This window comes from Kushneria phyllosphaerae, from assembly GCF_900312995.1.
GTDB classification, from domain to species: Bacteria; Pseudomonadota; Gammaproteobacteria; order Pseudomonadales; family Halomonadaceae; genus Kushneria; species Kushneria phyllosphaerae.
This window is the reverse complement of the sequence record NZ_ONZI01000001.1, coordinates 958,203-974,746: the sequence shown is the minus strand read 5'-3', so window position 1 is coordinate 974,746 and position 16,544 is coordinate 958,203. Positions and strand designations below refer to the sequence as shown.

12 protein-coding genes are annotated in these 16,544 nt (G+C 60.1%); 3 read left to right on the top strand and 9 right to left on the bottom strand.

Going from position 1 to position 16,544, the window contains the following annotated elements; translation table 11 throughout:
• Nucleotides 1-35 precede the first annotated feature (35 nt).
• Entirely contained in the window at nucleotides 36-1,322 is a 1,287-nt protein-coding gene (gene gbca / locus KSP9073_RS04295) for a glycine betaine monooxygenase oxygenase subunit (protein WP_108841670.1), read from the top strand.
• Nucleotides 1,323-1,429: 107 nt separating this feature from the next.
• Here gbca and KSP9073_RS04290 read toward each other — a convergent pair whose 3' ends face one another.
• The gene (locus tag KSP9073_RS04290) at nucleotides 1,430-1,669 is read right to left on the bottom strand and encodes a hypothetical protein (protein WP_108841669.1); all 240 of its coding nucleotides are present in this window, start codon (nucleotides 1,667-1,669) and stop codon (nucleotides 1,430-1,432) included.
• 211 nt (nucleotides 1,670-1,880) lie between these two features.
• Here KSP9073_RS04290 and KSP9073_RS04285 point away from each other — a divergent pair, with 211 nt between their 5' ends.
• Together KSP9073_RS04285 and KSP9073_RS04280 are read left to right on the top strand one after the other, a co-directional pair.
• On the top strand, nucleotides 1,881-3,464 hold the full coding sequence (locus tag KSP9073_RS04285) for a BCCT family transporter (protein ID WP_108841668.1): 1,584 nt from the start codon (nucleotides 1,881-1,883) through the stop codon (nucleotides 3,462-3,464).
• Between the two features lie 175 nt (nucleotides 3,465-3,639).
• The gene (locus KSP9073_RS04280; RefSeq protein WP_108841667.1) at nucleotides 3,640-5,382 is read left to right on the top strand and encodes a sodium:solute symporter family protein; all 1,743 of its coding nucleotides are present in this window, start codon (nucleotides 3,640-3,642) and stop codon (nucleotides 5,380-5,382) included.
• Nucleotides 5,383-5,648: 266 nt separating this feature from the next.
• Here KSP9073_RS04280 and etfB read toward each other — a convergent pair whose 3' ends face one another.
• The 8 genes from etfB to gbdR all read right to left on the bottom strand — a co-directional run bounded on the left by etfB (nucleotide 5,649) and on the right by gbdR (nucleotide 16,333).
• Complete coding sequence (gene etfB, locus KSP9073_RS04275; RefSeq protein ID WP_108841666.1) at nucleotides 5,649-6,458, bottom strand: electron transfer flavoprotein subunit beta; 810 nt, start codon at nucleotides 6,456-6,458, stop codon at nucleotides 5,649-5,651.
• Nucleotides 6,448-7,728 carry an electron transfer flavoprotein subunit alpha gene (gene etfA, locus KSP9073_RS04270; RefSeq protein WP_108841665.1) on the bottom strand — a complete coding sequence of 427 codons (1,281 nt, stop codon included), beginning with the start codon at nucleotides 7,726-7,728 and terminating at the stop codon, nucleotides 6,448-6,450. Before etfA ends, etfB begins: the two co-directional genes overlap by 11 nt.
• Entirely contained in the window at nucleotides 7,725-9,737 is a 2,013-nt protein-coding gene (locus tag KSP9073_RS04265) for a (Fe-S)-binding protein (RefSeq protein ID WP_108841664.1), read from the bottom strand. Before KSP9073_RS04265 ends, etfA begins: the two co-directional genes overlap by 4 nt.
• Nucleotides 9,738-9,822: 85 nt before the next feature.
• Nucleotides 9,823-11,895 (bottom strand): dimethylglycine demethylation protein DgcA, encoded by a 2,073-nt coding sequence (gene dgcA, locus KSP9073_RS04260; RefSeq protein WP_108841663.1) that lies wholly within the window; start codon nucleotides 11,893-11,895, stop codon nucleotides 9,823-9,825.
• A gap of 15 nt (nucleotides 11,896-11,910) precedes the next feature.
• Nucleotides 11,911-12,441, bottom strand: coding sequence for a 4-vinyl reductase (locus tag KSP9073_RS04255; protein WP_108841662.1), 531 nt, complete (start codon nucleotides 12,439-12,441; stop codon nucleotides 11,911-11,913).
• Between the two features lie 111 nt (nucleotides 12,442-12,552).
• Nucleotides 12,553-13,530, bottom strand: coding sequence for a dipeptidase (locus KSP9073_RS04250; RefSeq protein ID WP_108842040.1), 978 nt, complete (start codon nucleotides 13,528-13,530; stop codon nucleotides 12,553-12,555).
• 324 nt (nucleotides 13,531-13,854) lie between these two features.
• Nucleotides 13,855-14,955 carry a Gfo/Idh/MocA family protein gene (locus KSP9073_RS04245; RefSeq protein WP_108841661.1) on the bottom strand — a complete coding sequence of 367 codons (1,101 nt, stop codon included), beginning with the start codon at nucleotides 14,953-14,955 and terminating at the stop codon, nucleotides 13,855-13,857.
• Between the two features lie 226 nt (nucleotides 14,956-15,181).
• Complete coding sequence (gene gbdR / locus KSP9073_RS04240) at nucleotides 15,182-16,333, bottom strand: choline metabolism transcriptional regulator GbdR (RefSeq protein WP_108841660.1); 1,152 nt, start codon at nucleotides 16,331-16,333, stop codon at nucleotides 15,182-15,184.
• Nucleotides 16,334-16,544: the final 211 nt, after the last annotated feature.

Here is a 16,544-nt window from a genome sequence, read left to right as displayed (position 1 = left end):
TCTTCCCAAAAGCGGCAATGAAAAGGATATTTGGTATGGACATGACAGCTTCATATGGACCGGATGACGCTCTGAATCAGGCCCGTCAGGCCGCGGCCGACCTGCTTCAGAACCGTAACCCTACCTACTCCCTGCCTCAGCCGTTTTACAACGATGCCCGGTTTTTCGCGCTCGACATGCAGGAAGTGTTTGAGAAGGAATGGCTCTTTGCCGGCATGACCTGTGAAATTCCCGCCAAGGGCAATTTCATGACGCTGGAGATCGGCGACAACCCGGTTGTCATCGTTCGCGGCGCCGAAGGCGTGATCCATGCCTTTCACAACGTCTGTCGCCACCGCGGCTCAAGGCTTTGTACCAAGGAAAAGGGCAAGGTCGCCAAACTGGTCTGCCCCTACCACCAGTGGACCTATGAGCTCGATGGCCGTCTGCTGTTTGCCGGCAGCGACATGGGCACCAACTTCGACCTCAACGAGTTCGGCCTCAAGCCGATCAACGTTCGCAACGCCGGTGGCTTTATCTTCATCAATCTGAGTGAAGAAGCACCCGCCATTGATGACTTTCTGGTCACGCTCGAGCACTACCTCGAGCCATATGACATGGACAACGTCAAGGTGGCCACGCAAACCTCCATCGTTGAACAGGCAAACTGGAAGCTGGTCATCGAAAACAACCGCGAGTGTTATCACTGCAACGGCGCGCACCCGGAACTGCTCAACTCGCTGATCGAGTTCGACGACACCGAAGACCCGCGTGCGACGGACAAGTACAAGGACCTGGTCACTCGCAAGCAGGCCGACTGGAACAACGAGCAGGTGCCCTGGCAGCTCAAGCGTTTCGGCAAACGCAATCGTCTGACCCGCACCCCGCTGCTGGACAACGTGGTCTCCATGACCATGGACGGCAAGCCGGGCTGCAACAAGCTCATGGGCCGTCTGACCAGCCCTGACATGGGTTCACTGCGCATCCTGCACCTGCCCAACTCGTGGAACCATTTCATGGGCGATCACGCCGTGGTCTTCCGTGTATTGCCGCTCGGTCCGCAGCTGACCATGGTCACCACCAAGTGGCTGGTGCACAAGGACGCCGTGGAAGGCGTGGATTACGATCCCGAGCGCCTGCGTCACGTCTGGGATGCCACCAACGACCAGGACCGTCAACTGGCCGAAGAGAACCAGCGCGGCATCAACTCAAGGGCGTACCAGCCCGGCCCGTACTCCGAAACCTACGAGTTCGGCGTCATCGACTTCGTCAACTGGTACGGCGAGCGCATGCTCACCCATCTGGGTCATGACACGCCGGCCCTGCATCTGGCCAAGGGCTGAGCCGAAAGCTGATCAATTCAGACGTTTAAAAGAGCAGTAAAACATTAAAGGGACTGGCTACGATTCGTGGGCCAGTCCCTTTTTTATTTCGTTTAATTTAGTTTCTATCAATTCAGCGCCGGAAGCAGATAGTGATCAATGGCCTGTCGCACCGATGGCAGCAGAATATCCGAGCGTCTTACCAGCTCGTCCACCAGCTCCTTCAGCCCCTCAACGCCCTCTCCCCGATGCTTGCAAAGCGCCATGCGCGCGCAGGTATCAGGCCCTGCACCTTCAGGAATGTGGACGCCAAGTGCCACCAGCCGCATTCGAAAATCATCGCCATCAATCAGATCGACAATCATCATCTTCACGCCCTCTTGTTGTTGCCCTTTGGTCTACTGCTGACCATCGATATTAAAGGCAATAGACGAATGGCGCGCTCGGCCGAGCGGCAATGGGCATGTTGGCGTCGCTTTTAAATAAATGGATTCCTGGGCGGAGACCAAGAATGCATGACAGCCTGAAAGGGGGCTGGTTGTACAACAAATTTTTGTATAACAACAAAGAGGACCGCGTATGGATGACCATGATTCATTACTGACGTCGGGCCAGGACAACAAGCAGATGATGGGGATGGATTTTCACCTTCCTGTCTTTCCGCTTTCTGCCGCCGCCATTCTCGCCTTTCTGATCTATGCCCTGATTTATCCTGACATGGCCAACGCGCAGCTGGGCCTGGCCAAGAGCTGGTCGATCGAACATTTCGACTGGTTGTTCATGATTTCCGGCAACGTTTTCGTCATTTTCTGTCTGGTATTGATCGCGCTGCCGGTGGGTCGCATTCGACTGGGCGGCCCCACTGCGAAACCTGAATATTCCCGCATGTCCTGGTTTGCCATGCTCTTTGCTGCGGGTATGGGGATCGGGCTCATGTTCTGGAGTGTGGCCGAGCCTGTGGCCTACTACACGGACTGGTATGGAACACCGCTTAACGCGCCGGCACGCACTCCGGAAGGCGCCAGCGCCGCCATGGGCGCGACCATGTTTCACTGGGGACTGCACCCCTGGGCCATTTACGCCGTCGTGGGATTATCGCTGGCCTTTTTTGCCTATAACCGCGGATTGCCGCTGACGCTTCGTTCAGCCTTTTATCCCATCCTCGGTAAATATACCCGCGGCTGGGCCGGTCATATCATCGATATTCTGGCCGTTCTGGCCACGGTCTTTGGTCTTGCCACCTCACTGGGCTTTGGTGCCTCACAGGCGGCAGGCGGTCTGGCCTATCTCTTTAATGTGCCCAACACACTGGGGACGCAGCTGGCCATTATCATCGTCGTCAGTGTGCTGACATTGATTTCTGTATGGCGCGGCATTGATGGTGGGGTGAAGCTCTTTTCCAACATCAACATGTTCATTGCGGCCCTGCTGCTGGTGTTTGTCATTGCCGTTGCCCCCACCATGACCGTGCTGGCCGGTATCGGCACCACGGCCATGGCTTACGTGACCAATATTCTGCCGCTATCAAACTGGATTGGCCGCGACGACGCGACCTGGTATCACGGCTGGACGATCTTTTACTGGGCGTGGTGGATTTCCTGGTCGCCGTTTGTCGGCATGTTTATCGCACGCGTCTCAAAGGGCCGTACGGTCCGTGAATTTTTGATCGCCGTGCTGGTCATTCCGACCCTGGTGACCCTGGTATGGATGAGCACGTTTGGCGGTCTGGCGCTTTATCAGGTCACCAACAATATTGGCAAGCTGGCCGGGGGTATCGATGACGTGTCGCTGGCCATGTTCCACATGCTCGAGCAGCTGCCCCTGTCCGGTGTGACCTCATTTCTGGCCATTGTGCTGGTGCTGGTCTTTTTCATCACCTCCTCGGACTCGGGCTCGCTGGTCATCGACAACATCACCGCCGGGGGCAAGACCGATACGCCGCGCGGCCAGCGTGTTTTCTGGGCCACCATGCAGGGCTCCATTGCCGGCGTGCTGCTCTATGGCGGTGGTACTACAGCCATGAGCGCGCTCCAGGCAGGGGCCGTTGCAACCGGCCTGCCCTTCACCGTGGTACTTCTGTTGATGTGCGCCAGCCTCTATATGGGCCTGCATCGTGAGCTGTATGGACCAAAGACATCAACCCGAGCGGCCCAGCCGCTTTAAGACAGCGCATCCAAAACATTCGACAGTGCGCAGGGCCGTCCTTCGGGGCGGCCTTTTTTTGATCTCTCATGTCGCAAATGTCATGGCCCGTGACGCTGGCGAGCATGAGCCCCGGGGCCGCTCGCGACATGCTCTCGGGACAAGTAATAAAAGACTCATAAAGCGGAGCCCTTTCATGGTCTACACCATCGCCATTTTGTGCAGCCTTGTCGGCTATTTTCTGATCGGCCATCTGGCCGGGCGGCGCGTCAAACATCTCGATGACTATCTGGTGGCCGGGCGCAACGCCCCGACCTTTTTCATTCTGGGCACGCTGGTGGCCAGCTACCTGAGTACCAGCGCCTTTCTCGGCGAGACCGGCTTTGCCTACGACGGCTATCCCTTCGTGATGCTGATCTTTGCTGCCATCAGCACCTCGGGATGTCTGCTGGGCGCACTGGCCTTTGGCCGTTATCTGCGACGCAGCGAGGCCAGAACGGTGCCGGAGTTTTTCGGCAAGCGCTTTGACTCCAGACGCGTGCAGATGATCGCCGGGCTGACCACCGTGATCGGACTGGGGGCCTATCTGGTCGGGGTCATGCAGGGCGCCGGCATCATGTTTTCCGAACTGACCGGCATGCCCTACTGGACCGGGCTGGTGCTGGTCTGGCTGACCTATACCGGTTTCATTCTCTATTCCGGCTCCCCGGGCGTGATGGTGACCGACACCATCATGTTCGTGATCTTCTCGCTGGCAGCACTCGGCGGCTCGATCTATATCCTGCAGGATCTGGGCGGCTGGCACGGGGTGATCGAAGGGCTTTTAAGCCAGACCGACAAGCCTGATATCGCCCTGTGGCATGGGGTACTAAAAGGCAGTGACGCCACCTTCTCGACGCCGGGCGAGGCGCTGACCTGGGGCATTACCCTGGGTCTGGTCTGGGCGGCCGTACTGGCGGCAAGCCCATGGCAGTCAAGCCGCTACCTGATGGCGCGCAACGAGCATGTCGTCATGCGCTCGGCAATGCTGACCGCCGTGGCGCTGGCCGTGTTCTATGCCCTGATGATGATGACCGGTGCCGCCATTAACCTGTATGACAGCCAGCTCGATGGCGAGCGGGCCATGGTCTGGGCCTCGCTCAATATTTTGCCGACCTGGCTGGGCGTGGTGATCCTCACCGGCGTCTTTGCCGCCGGGCTGTCGTCGTGCTCCACGTTTCTGTCAATCATCGGCTTCAGCATTTCCAACGATATCCTGCCGCCCAACCGCAGCGAAAAGGCTGCCATGCGGGCCAGCCGCCTGTCGATTCTGGGCGCCGGGCTGGTCTCGCTGATCATTGCGCTGTTTCAGTCACCGGCCATCATGGCCGTGGTCTGGTTTGCCGCCACGCTCTTTGCCTCGTCCTGGGGACCGGTCGCCCTGATGAGCATCTGGAGTCGCAGAATTACCGCGGCAGGGGCCGGCTGGGGTCTGACGGTCGGCTTTGTCAGCAATATCGCCCTGTCACTGATGGATCAGGCGCAGTGGATCTCGCTGCCGGTGTATCTGCACCCGGTCGTGCTCAGCACGGTGGCCGCTCTGGTTGCCATCGTGGTGGCCTCGAAGCTGACCCGAGTGACGGCGCCTCAAAAAGCCTATCGCGCCTTTTTGCATGAACATGACCGTGATGTCAGTGCCGCCTGGATTTCAGGCACGCGCGTGGTGGCGCTATGCACCATGCTGGCCGGCGCGGCCATCGGCATTTTCCTGTGGTTTCAGTACGCCACAACACTGGATGCGCTGGCCGAGCAGTTCGACGTGCCTGGACAGGCCATCACGGGGGGCTATCTACTGGCAGCCGGCTGCGGCGCGATGTTGCTGGCCGCCGGCAGCGCAGGCTATTGGGTGGTGCGCAAAAGAGGCCACAAGGCCCCGGACATGCAGCCGGCTCGTTCCTGAGCGCCCATAAAATTCCACCGGCCTGCTGTTAACCAGCGCCCCTTTGATCGGTCTTTCGGGGCCGACCAAAGGGGGCGGCTTTCAACACTGGCCTTCAGACCCCAGGCGGCTTTTGACAGTGCTTTCAAACAAAACACCGGCATACCTCACAACGTAAAACGCCCCGCCATAATGACGGGGCACAAGCCTGCGTTTTAATCCCTTTCTTTTTCACTCATGCTCGCGACCCTACTGTCTGACGGCCAGAAGCAGACAGACACCGATGATCAGCGCAGCACGCCCTCTTCCCTGAGTAGTTTGAAAATCGCCTCGGCCCCCTGCTCCGGGGTGACATCGGTCAGGGTCTGACCACCTCCCCCATCGGACTTGGCGGCGGCGGCCTTGAAGCGGTCACGCGCCGAGGACGACTTGACGATCTTGAGACGCTTGGGACGCTTGCGTGCCGGCTGAATCTGCCACTGACTCAGGGACGGATCAGCTTCGCTGGCATGCGGTTGGACATCGAGTTCACCGCGACGGGCCGGACCGAAGGCGCTCTGACGCGCGGCCGGTGCACTGGCGTCCACCGTGGCGATGGCCGGCAGGCGAACGCGCAGGCGGCGACGCTTGCCGCGAGGCAGGGCCTGAAGCACCGTGGCCACCCCCTTTTCCACCTTTTCAACCGCGGCCAGACCATTGATGACCGGCCAGCCCAGCGCTTCGGCCAGCAGATAGGGCAAAATGCCGGAGCCTTCGCCGGTCTCGGCGCGCGTGCCGGTCAGCACCAGCTGTGGCGCGCTGGCACGCAGGGCATCGGTCAGCACGGGCACCACATCGGCCTGCGGCATCTGTTCGAGCAGGCGAATCTCTTCGACCCCCATGCCAAGATAGCCACGAATGGCCTCTTCGTTGTCACTGTCGTGCTGGCCGGCGTGCATTAGATTGACCGAGGCGCCCTTCAGGCTGAGCGCCATTTCCACGGCGCGGGCATCCTGATCGGCACGACGTGTGCGCGCGGTCAGCGGGTGACGACCGATCGAGACCAGCACGGCCACGTTGAGTCCGGAAGCACCTGGGGATTCGGCGTTAAGCGGCATCGCGGTTCTCCTCCTGCTCGGCGCGATATTGCTCCACGCGCTTGACCAGCGCCGCCAGTATGGCGTTGGCATCTCCAATCACGGCCAGATCGGCGCGTTTGACCATGTCACAGCCTTCATCAAGGTTGATGGCCACAACCTTCTCGCAGGTCTGAATGCCCTGCAGGTGCTGAATGGCCCCGGAAATCCCTACGGCCACATAGACGCGCGCCGACACCCAGGTGCCTGTCGCGCCCACCTGACGGTCGCGTGGCATGTGACCATCATCGACCGCCACGCGTGAGGCACCCTTGGTCGCCCCCAGCACTTCAGCGGCGTGATGGTAGTTGTCCCAGTCCTTGACGCCGTTGCCGGCCGAGAGGATGAACTCGGCCTCGGCCAGCGACACGCTGGCAGGATCGACGGCGACTTCGCCAATATCCTCGATACGACCGAGTACATTGGGCAGTTCCTGGGAAAGCTCGATGATTTCGGCTGCATGACGTGTCTCGCTGACCGGATCAGCGCACTCGGCCAGGGCAATGACCACGCGAGGCAGAGCACGGACGACATCGGTCGAGCCGGCAGCACCGCGGGTCGTACAGCGCCAGCCGGTAGCGCTGTCGCTATCGGCTTCAACCTGCCAGACCTGTGTGGCGGCACGCTCACCCAGCCGAACGCTCAGGCGTCGACCCAGCTCGCCGCCGCCCTGATTGGAGTCGGGCAGCAGCCAGTGGCGCGGTGAGACATCGCGATCCACACCCTGCAGCGCGGCAATGCGGTTTTCCGGGGTGTAGCCATCAAACTGCTCGCCTTCCAGAGACAGCAAACGATCGACACCAGCCTCATCGAATGCAGATTCCTTGTGCTCACCAAACACGATGGCCAGCACGGCACCGGGCTGATCCGGGTTGGCGTCAGCGAGCTGACGCGCCATGCCCAGCAGATCGCGATCATGCGGCGACAGGCGGCCACCGGCCATATCGGGCACCACGGCGATCATGAAGGCCGGATCACTGATGCTGACGCTGCGACGTGCATCCTGACTCTGGGAACTGCGCGCATTGGTATGCGCGGCGTGTGACGCACCGCTGCGGTCGATACGGCGAATGCCGTTGGGCCCCATAAAGCCCACCGCATGCAGATTGCGCCGCATCAGGCCGTTGGGTCCCATCCATTCGGTCGAGACGGCGTTGCCGCCGATCTCGGCCAGGATTTCAAGGTGCTGCGGGTGCAGGCGGTTACGGGCGATCCATTCCTTGCGCGGGTCGCGGCGAACAAGCTCGCTCATGGCGTTACCTCCTCGACATTACGCTGTGTCTGCGACGCTTCCCTGTTGGAGGCGCCCTTCCCGGCGGAGGCATCGATCACCAGCGCATCGGCCACCAGCTCAGCGATATCCTTGATGTCAGCGCGCGGTTCCACCACGCCTTCCAGCATGGCCGTACACTGCGGACAGCCTACCGCGACAGTATCGGCACCGGTTTCACGCACGTCGCCCATGCGCATATCGGGAATACGCTGCTTGCCGGGAATATCGGTGATCGGCGCACCACCGCCACCGCCGCAGCAACGCGAGCGATAACCGGAACGCGCCATTTCCTTGACCTCGATGCCCAGCGCCCTGAGCACATCACGCGGCGCTTCGTACTCACCGTTGTAGCGACCGAGATAGCACGGATCGTGATAGGTCACGCTGCCGCCCTTCCAGGCCTTGAAGGTGAGACTGCCGCCCTTGACCAGCTCATTAATAAATGTGCTGTGGTGATACACCTCATAGTCGGACGGCATGTCAGCCGTGCCCAGTTCACCGTACTCGTTTTTGAGCACGTGGAAGCTGTGCGGGTCACAGGTGACGATGCGCGAGAAACGATACTGACTCATGGCCCTGATATTGCGACGGGCCAGGGTCTGGAAGGTCGCTTCATCACCCAGACGACGGGCCACATCACCGCTGTCGCGCTCCTCGTTGCCGAGCACGGCAAAATCGACCTCGGCAGCGCGCAGCACCTTGATCAGCGAACGCAGCGTACGCTGGTTGCGCATGTCAAAGACGCCATCGCCCAGCCACAGCAGTACGTCGGCCTCGCCCTTGTCCGCCATCAGCGGCAGGTTGAGATCGGCCGCCCAGTGCAGACGAGAGTCGGGATCAAAGCCGCCGGGGTTGTCGGTCGCGATCAGGTTATCCAGCACCTCGGCGCCCTTGTTGGGCGTATTGCCGTGTTCAAGCGTCAGGAAACGGCGCATGTCGACGATGGCATCGACGTGCTCGATCATCATCGGGCACTCTTCGACGCAGGCGCGACAGGTGGTGCACGACCATAGCGTCTCGGCATCCACCAGTGCGCGACCTTCACGGGGCACGATCGGCCCGTTCGGGCTGCCGCCATGCTCGCCAACCGGCTTGCCCGGATACGGTGAGCCGTAGTAGTTGGCATCGGTGCCACCGCGCATGCCGATGACCATGTCCTGAATCAGCTTTTTGGGGTTGAGCGGCTGACCGGCGGCAAAGGCCGGGCACATGGCTTCACAGCGACCGCACTGCACGCAGGCATCAAAGCCCAGCAGCTGGTTCCAGGTAAAGTCGGCGGGCTTTTCAACGCCCAGCGTTGATTTGGGATTTTCCAGATCCAGCGCCTTGAGACCACTGGAGCGCGCAGCGCTGGCGTTGTGCGGCGTAGTGAAACGCTCGGGCCGACGATGCCAGGCCAGATGCAACGCACCGGCAAAGGCGTGCTTGACGGGCCCACCCCAGGTCATGCCCAGAAACATCTCGGACACGCCCCAGGCCACGCCTACCGCCAGAATCGCGGCCAGAATCCAGCCGCCGAAGTCCGCCGGAAGAATGCCGGCCACCGGCAGGGTGACAATAAAGAAGCTGGCAGCAAAGGCCAGCAGACTCTTGGGCAGACGCATCCACGGCCCTTTGGAGAGCCTCGACGGTGGGTCAACACGGCGCTTGGCGACGAACAGGGCACCGGTAAACATGCAGGCCGTGGCGGCCAGCAGTGCCCAGCCGAGAATACGGCTGTGCAGACCGAAGCCATGCACGATGATGGCCAAAAGTGCCGCCAGCACGAAACCGCCGGCCGTGGCCACGTGCGTCTTTGAAATGTACTTGTCGCGGTCGACGATGTGGTGAAGATCCACCAGATAGCGACGCGGCATCTTGAGCAGGCCACCGACCCAGTCAACGGGCGCTGAACGACCCTGACGCCAGAGGCGAAAGCGCCGTACGGCCCCAATGACGGTCAGCAGGAGTGCAGAGAAAATCAGTATCGGCAAAAGGATATCGAGCATGGCGTCTCTCCTCTCGGAGACGCCGTAAGGACGAAACGTCACGGGCCTCTGGGCCCATGACGCTGCGCTTACAGCGTTATTGTGATCAGAAGTCCTTGCACAACCGCAGCGCATCATAGATGGCAGCATGCGTGTTGCGTGGCGCGGTGCAATCCCCCAGGCGGAACAGCACGAAGCCGTCACCACTTTCACTCAGGCAGGGCTGCGGCTTGATCGCATAGAGTGCTTCGATATCGGTCTGACCCTTGTTGCGCGAACGCTCCTTGAGGGTGTAGTAGAGCGCCTCATCCGGGCGTACGCCGTTCTCGACCACGACCTGATCCACCACGCGCTCTTCCATGGCACCGGTGTACTCGTTTTCAAGCACCGCCACCAGAGACTCGCCTTCGCGATAGACCTTATGCAGCGCGAGATCCGAGGTCATGATGACCTCCTTCTCGTAGAGGCTGCGGTAGTACGTCGGGAACGTGGTACCGCCCACGGCAGCACCGGGCTTGATATCGTCGGTGACGATCTCGACACGCGAGCCCTTGTCAGCCAGATAGTCGGCCGCCGACACCCCTGAAAACTCACAGATGGTGTCAAAGACCAGCACGTTCTTGCCGGGCTCCACGGAGCCATCAAGGATGTCCCAGGTGCTGACGACCAGACTCTTGCTCTTGTCCTCGTCAAAGCCCCAGTCCGGCACCTGCGAGAGGAACGGCTGCCCGCCGGTCGCCAGAATCACGACGTCCGGGCGCAGGTCGGCAATGGCCGCCTCATCGGCTTTCGTGCCCAGGCGCTGATCCACTTCCAGACGCGTCAGCTCCAGCTGATACCAGCGCGTGATACCAGCGATCTGGTCACGCTGCGGGGCCTTGGAGGCGATGGTGATCTGACCACCGATCTGATCCTTGGCTTCAAACAGGGTCACATCATGACCGCGCTCGGCGCAGACACGCGCAGCTTCCATCCCGGCCGGGCCACCGCCCACGATGACAACCTTGCGCCTGGGCCCTTCGGTTTTCTCGATGATGTGCGGCAGACCCATGTATTCACGCGACGTTGCCGCGTTCTGGATACACAGCACGTCAAGGCCCTGATACTGACGGTCGATGCAATAGTTGGCGCCCACGCACTGCTTGATCTGATCAACCTGGTTGTTCTTGATCTTGGCAATGATGTGCGGGTCGGCAATGTGGGCACGCGTCATGCCGACCAGATCCACGTAACCACCTTCCAGAATACGCTGGGCCTGGTTGGGGTCCTTGATGTTCTGGGCGTGAATGACCGGAACGCTGACCACTTCCTTGATGCCCGAGGCCAGGTGCAAAAACGGCTCCGGCGGATAGGACATGTTGGGAATAACGTTGGCCAGGGTGTTGTGGGTATCACAACCCGAACCCACCACGCCGAAATAATCGACCATGCCGGTGGCGTCGTAATAGGCCGCGATCCGCTTCATTTCCTCGTGATCAAGACCGTCCGGATGGAACTCGTCCCCGGTGATACGCATGCCGACCACGAAGTCGTCACCGACCTCGGCGCGCACGGCCTTGAGCACTTCCATGCCAAAGCGCATGCGGTTTTCAAAGCTGCCGCCCCATTCATCGGTACGCTTGTTGACGCGCGGACTCCAGAACTGGTCGATCAGGTGCTGGTGCACGGCCGACAGCTCAACACCATCAAGGCCGCCTTCCTTCGCCCGGCGTGCCGCCTGGGTGAAGTCATAAATGATGCGGTGGATTTCTTCGACTTCGATCGTCTTGCAGGTCGAACGGTGTACCGGCTCGCGGATACCCGACGGCGACACCAGCGTTGACCAGTCGTAACCATCCCAGCGTGAGCGACGGCCCATGTGGGTGATCTGGATCATGATCTTGCCGCCATGCTTGTGCACGGCGTCCGCCAGGTTCTGGAAGTGCGGAATGATGCGATCGGTCGACAGGTTGACCGAGCTCCACCAGCCTTGGGGGCTGTCGATGGACACGATCGACGAGCCGCCACAGATGCACAGGCCGCAGCCGCCCTTGGCCTTCTCTTCGTAGTATTTGACGTAGCGGTCGGTGGTCATGCCGCCGTCGGTGGCGTACACCTCGGCATGCGCCGTGCTGACCACGCGGTTACGGATAGTATGCTTGCCGATCTGGATCGGCTTGAACAGTGCCTCGAATGCCATGTCATTGATCCTCGGTTACGCGGGCGTGACAACAAACAGACCGTGGTCGTGGCCCTGCTGGGCGCCACTCTGGGTCTGTACGGCAACGGTGCGCAGATCACTGCCACGGGCGCTCAGAATCTGGTCCATGGCGCCGGCAAACCACCCGGTGAACATGTATTCGAGTTTCCTGTCCACCTTGCCCATCTGATAGACGAAGGCGCTGTGCTCAAGACGCACGCGAGCCGTACCGGCTTCCAGATCGATCTCTTCAGTGATGAAAAGCCCCCAGCCGCGCTGGGACAGACGCTTCATGTAGTGCTCGAAAACGTCGACGCCTTCCAGACCATGAAGCTCGGCTTCCTTCTCGCACCAGTGCCAGGCGCTCTTGTAGCCGGCGTGATAGAGGATCTCCGCATATTTCTCGGCACCCAGGGCCTCTTCAATGGCCATGTGGTTGTTGATAAAGAAATGGCGCGGTACGTACAGCATCGGCAGGGCATCGGTTGTCCAGATACCGGTTTCGCTGTCGACTTCAATCGGGAGTTCGGGCGCTTGTTTCGTCACGGTCGTCTTCCTCAAACTTGTCGTTATTCAAGGGCCGGTTCGGCCCTGAAGGGGCGGCAGGAAAAAGGCCGGAGGCGGCGGTTCAGGCACCGCCCCGGCCCCGGTCGGGGGTTATTCGCCCCAGACGTCCTTCAGGGTTCTGACCCAGTTCTCGCCCATGATCTTTCTGACCTGAGATTCACTCAGGCCGCGCTTCAAAAGCGCTTCTGTCAGGTTGGGGAATTCGCCGACGGTACGAATGCCCTCGGGGTTGATGATCTTGCCAAAGCTGGTCAGACGGCGGGCATAGCCCTTGTCGTGGGTCAGCCATTCGAAGAAGTTCTGATCATGCCCCTGAGTGAAGTCGGTGCCGATACCAATGGCGTCCTCACCCACGATATTCATGATGTACTCGATCGCTTCGCAGTAGTCGTCGATGGTCGAATCGACGCCCTTTTTGAGAAACGGGGTGAACATGGTGACGCCGACAAAGCCGCCGTGATCGGCGATGAACTTGAGCTCTTCATCGGACTTGTTGCGCGGATGCTCCTTGAGCCCGGAGGGCAGGCAATGGGAGTAGCACACCGGCTTTTTGGATTCGAGGATGACTTCCTCGGAAGTTTTGGCACCCACGTGGGAAAGGTCACAAAGCATCCCGACGCGGTTCATTTCGGCAACGATTTCACGCCCGAAGCCCGACAGGCCACCGTCACGCTCGTAGCAGCCGGTACCGACCAGGTTCTGGGTGTTGTAGCACATCTGCACAATGCCCACGCCCAGCTCCTTGAAGATCTCGACGTAGCCGATCTGGTCTTCAAAGGCGTGCGCGTTCTGGAAACCGAAGATGATGCCGGTCTTGCCTTCTTCCTTGGCGCGGGTGATGTCGGCCGTGGTACGCACCGGGCGTACCAGGTCGCTGCACTCGTCCATCAGCTTCTTGGAGGCCACGATGTTGTCGACCGTTGCCTTGAACCCTTCCCAGACCGAGACGGTGCAGTTGGCGGCGGTCAAACCACCGCGGCGCATGTCTTCAAGCAGTTCCCGGTTCCATTTGGCGATGATCAGGCCATCAATCACGATGGCGTCGTCATGCAGTTCGGCAGGGGTCATGGTCAGGCTCCAGATGTTGACTAATGCATGGAGCATATCCCTGCCCCGGCTTCATCCGACGCCTGGAAACGACGGGGAAAATTCCAAAAGCGTCATGGACCGAAACGGTTGCTTCCGATGTGGCGAGATCGAGCCGGCCAGCACTCGTGAAAACACCGGTAGAAACAAGGGTAGCGACCAGAGTTACTGCCGGCGGCATTACCAGAACAGACTGAAGCGACAGGAACCGAAAAGATTGAAATGAGGGGATGAAAGACGAATGAATAGCGCTGCTGGATCAGCTCGGCGTGCCGAAAAGGGTGCGAGCAACGACACGACGCCGGCCTATTTGTTGAATTCGCCAGAGCGCCGCGGTGAAAGGGGAACGGGAAGCCCCGTTCGACTACTTTCGTAGATCGCTTCAATGAGCGCGACGGTGTTTCGGCCCGCCTCTCCATCAATATCGACCGCGGTTCCATGGGCAACGGACTCAAGGAACCTACCGATCTGAAGCGCGTGGAAGTGATCCACCGGATCAACGTTGAAAAACGTTTCCTCGTCTTGCTGGCGCACGCGGGTGGTGATCTCTTCCTCACCCGGCACGGTCCAGAGATCATTGTAAGGGGCCTGCGTAATCGAGGACATGCCGGCGATAAACATGCCGCCGCCATCCGTCTGCACACCGACCGATGCACCATTGCTCCCGTGGATGTGCACTTTTCCATACAGCGCCGGGTTCTGGCTGTTCGACACCAGGATGGAAGCGATGCCACCGCTTGAAAACTTGACGGTGGCAACCGCCGTATCGTCGACTTCGATATAGTCGTGATTGAAATTGCGCCACACGCCGTAGACCTCGGTGGCTTCGCCCATGTACCAGAGAAGCAGGTCAAGCTGATGAGGCGCCTGGTTCACGAGCACACCGCCGCCCTCGCCTTCCCATGTCCCACGCCAGGCATCCGAGTCATAGTATTTTTGGTCGCGCCAGCCCAGCAGCGTGGCGGAACCCAGCACCGGAATGCCGATCTTGCCCGACTTGATCGCCTCGGCGATCCGCTGACACGGCGCGTAGTAGCGTCGCTGGACGATGGTGCCTACCTGCCGATTCGCCGCCGTGGCCGCATCGAGAATGTCATCGCACTCGGCAACACTCATCGCCAATGGTTTTTCGATAATCACATGTGCGCCGGCGGCGATCGCTTGAAGCGCCACGTCCCGGTGGGTTGGATGAGGCGTGCAGATGCAGACAACGTCGACACGCTGCTCCAGGATCATCGTGGCAATATCGGTATAGGCCGCGATCGCGTAGTTTTCAGCAAATGTCTGCGCACTCCCCAAACGCCGTCCACATGCCGCCACAAAATCGGATAGGCCAAGCGTCTGTAACGCCCTGGCGTGAAGATGCCCCACCTTGCCAGTGCCGATGATGGCTGTTCTAAGCGTCATGTGTGGTTATCCATTGTTGAGCCATCGTTGATCTTGTGGCCTGACGGCATGAAACCAGAAAAATTGTCCACTACCTGCATGGCAACACCCATTATTCCCGGCCAAACAGACGTCGTATCGCGAGTGCCATAATCTTCTGCCAGACCCGCTTTCAAACAAACCAAAAGGGAGCTCCGGTCGAGGCAGCTCCCTTGAGGGCGTTAATTGCGCGTCATGCCGGCGGCCGTCAGCGCGTTAAAGGTACGCTGGCAAACGTCGGCTCGCCCTGGGCGTAGACCAGCGACATCATTGCACTCGACATGGGCTCGGTGGAGGCCGGCTCGACCGCCACGATCTTGCCCTGCTGCAGGGCCGTGGCCGCGCTGGCATTGCGGCCATACCAGACATTGCTGCCCGAGCGCTCGCCTCTGGGCGGCACGCCGAAGTATTCGCGGTAGCACTTCGAGAAGTGCGGCGTCGACACGAAGCCACACACTGAGGCCACCTCGATGATCGACAGCGATGTCTGCTTGAGCAGCTGACGCGCCCGCACCAGACGCAGCTTGAGGTAGTAACGCGACGGCGAGCAGTGCAGATAGCGCTGGAACAATCGCTCCAGCTGACGTCGAGACACGTTGACGTAGCGTGCCAGCGTGTCCAGCTCGATCGGCTCTTCGAGGTTGGACTCCATCAGCGCCACGATTTCAAGAAGCTTCGGCTGCGTGGTGCCCAGCACATGCTTGAGCGGCACACGCTGGTGATCCTGCTCGTTGCGCACCCGCTCGCAGATGAACATCTCGGAGATACCGGCGGACAGCTCATGGCCGTGATCATGCGCGATCAGGTTGAGCATCATGTCCATCGGCGCCGTTCCGCCGGAAGCCGTGAACCGGTCGCGGTCGATCGAGAACAGACGCGTGGTCAGTGTCACGTTGGGGAAGGCTTCCTGCATCGAGGCCAGACACTCCCAGTGAATACTGGCCTCGTAGTGATCCAGAAGCCCCGCCTTGGCCAGTGCCCAGCTGCCCGTACAGATGGCGCCCAGCCGACGCAGCTGACGCGACTGGGCCTGCAGCCAGTGGGCATGTTCACGGGTGACACTATGCTGTGGCGCCACGCCACCGCACACCACGACCCAGTCGAGCGACAAGGGCACGGTGATCGAGACATCGGGCGTTACCTGTAAACCGTCACTGGCCCGTACCGGCGCCCCGTCATGGGTCAGCGTGTACCAGCGATACAGCTCGCGGCCAGCCAGCTGATTGGCCATGCGCAGCGGTTCAATCACCGAGGCCAGCGAAATCAGCGTAAAGTTATCAAGTAGTAAAAAACCGATGGTTTGCGGCGTGGAGATGCCGCTGGCGCCCGGAACGGGGCCGGCCTTGTGGTCAGGTAACATGTCGTCATGCCTCCTCAACTATATCCTGCTTTTATCATTGTTTTGGCAGACTCGTTTGCGATCTGTTGAAAGCCCGGTTGCCATGACACATAGCATGCATCATTCCGGCTATAACAGTCGCCTCTTAATTTGTCGCTTATAGATACGTATACACGGTTTTACGGACACTGTATCGCCCTCCAATAGTTGAAAGCGTCGTTATCAAAACAAC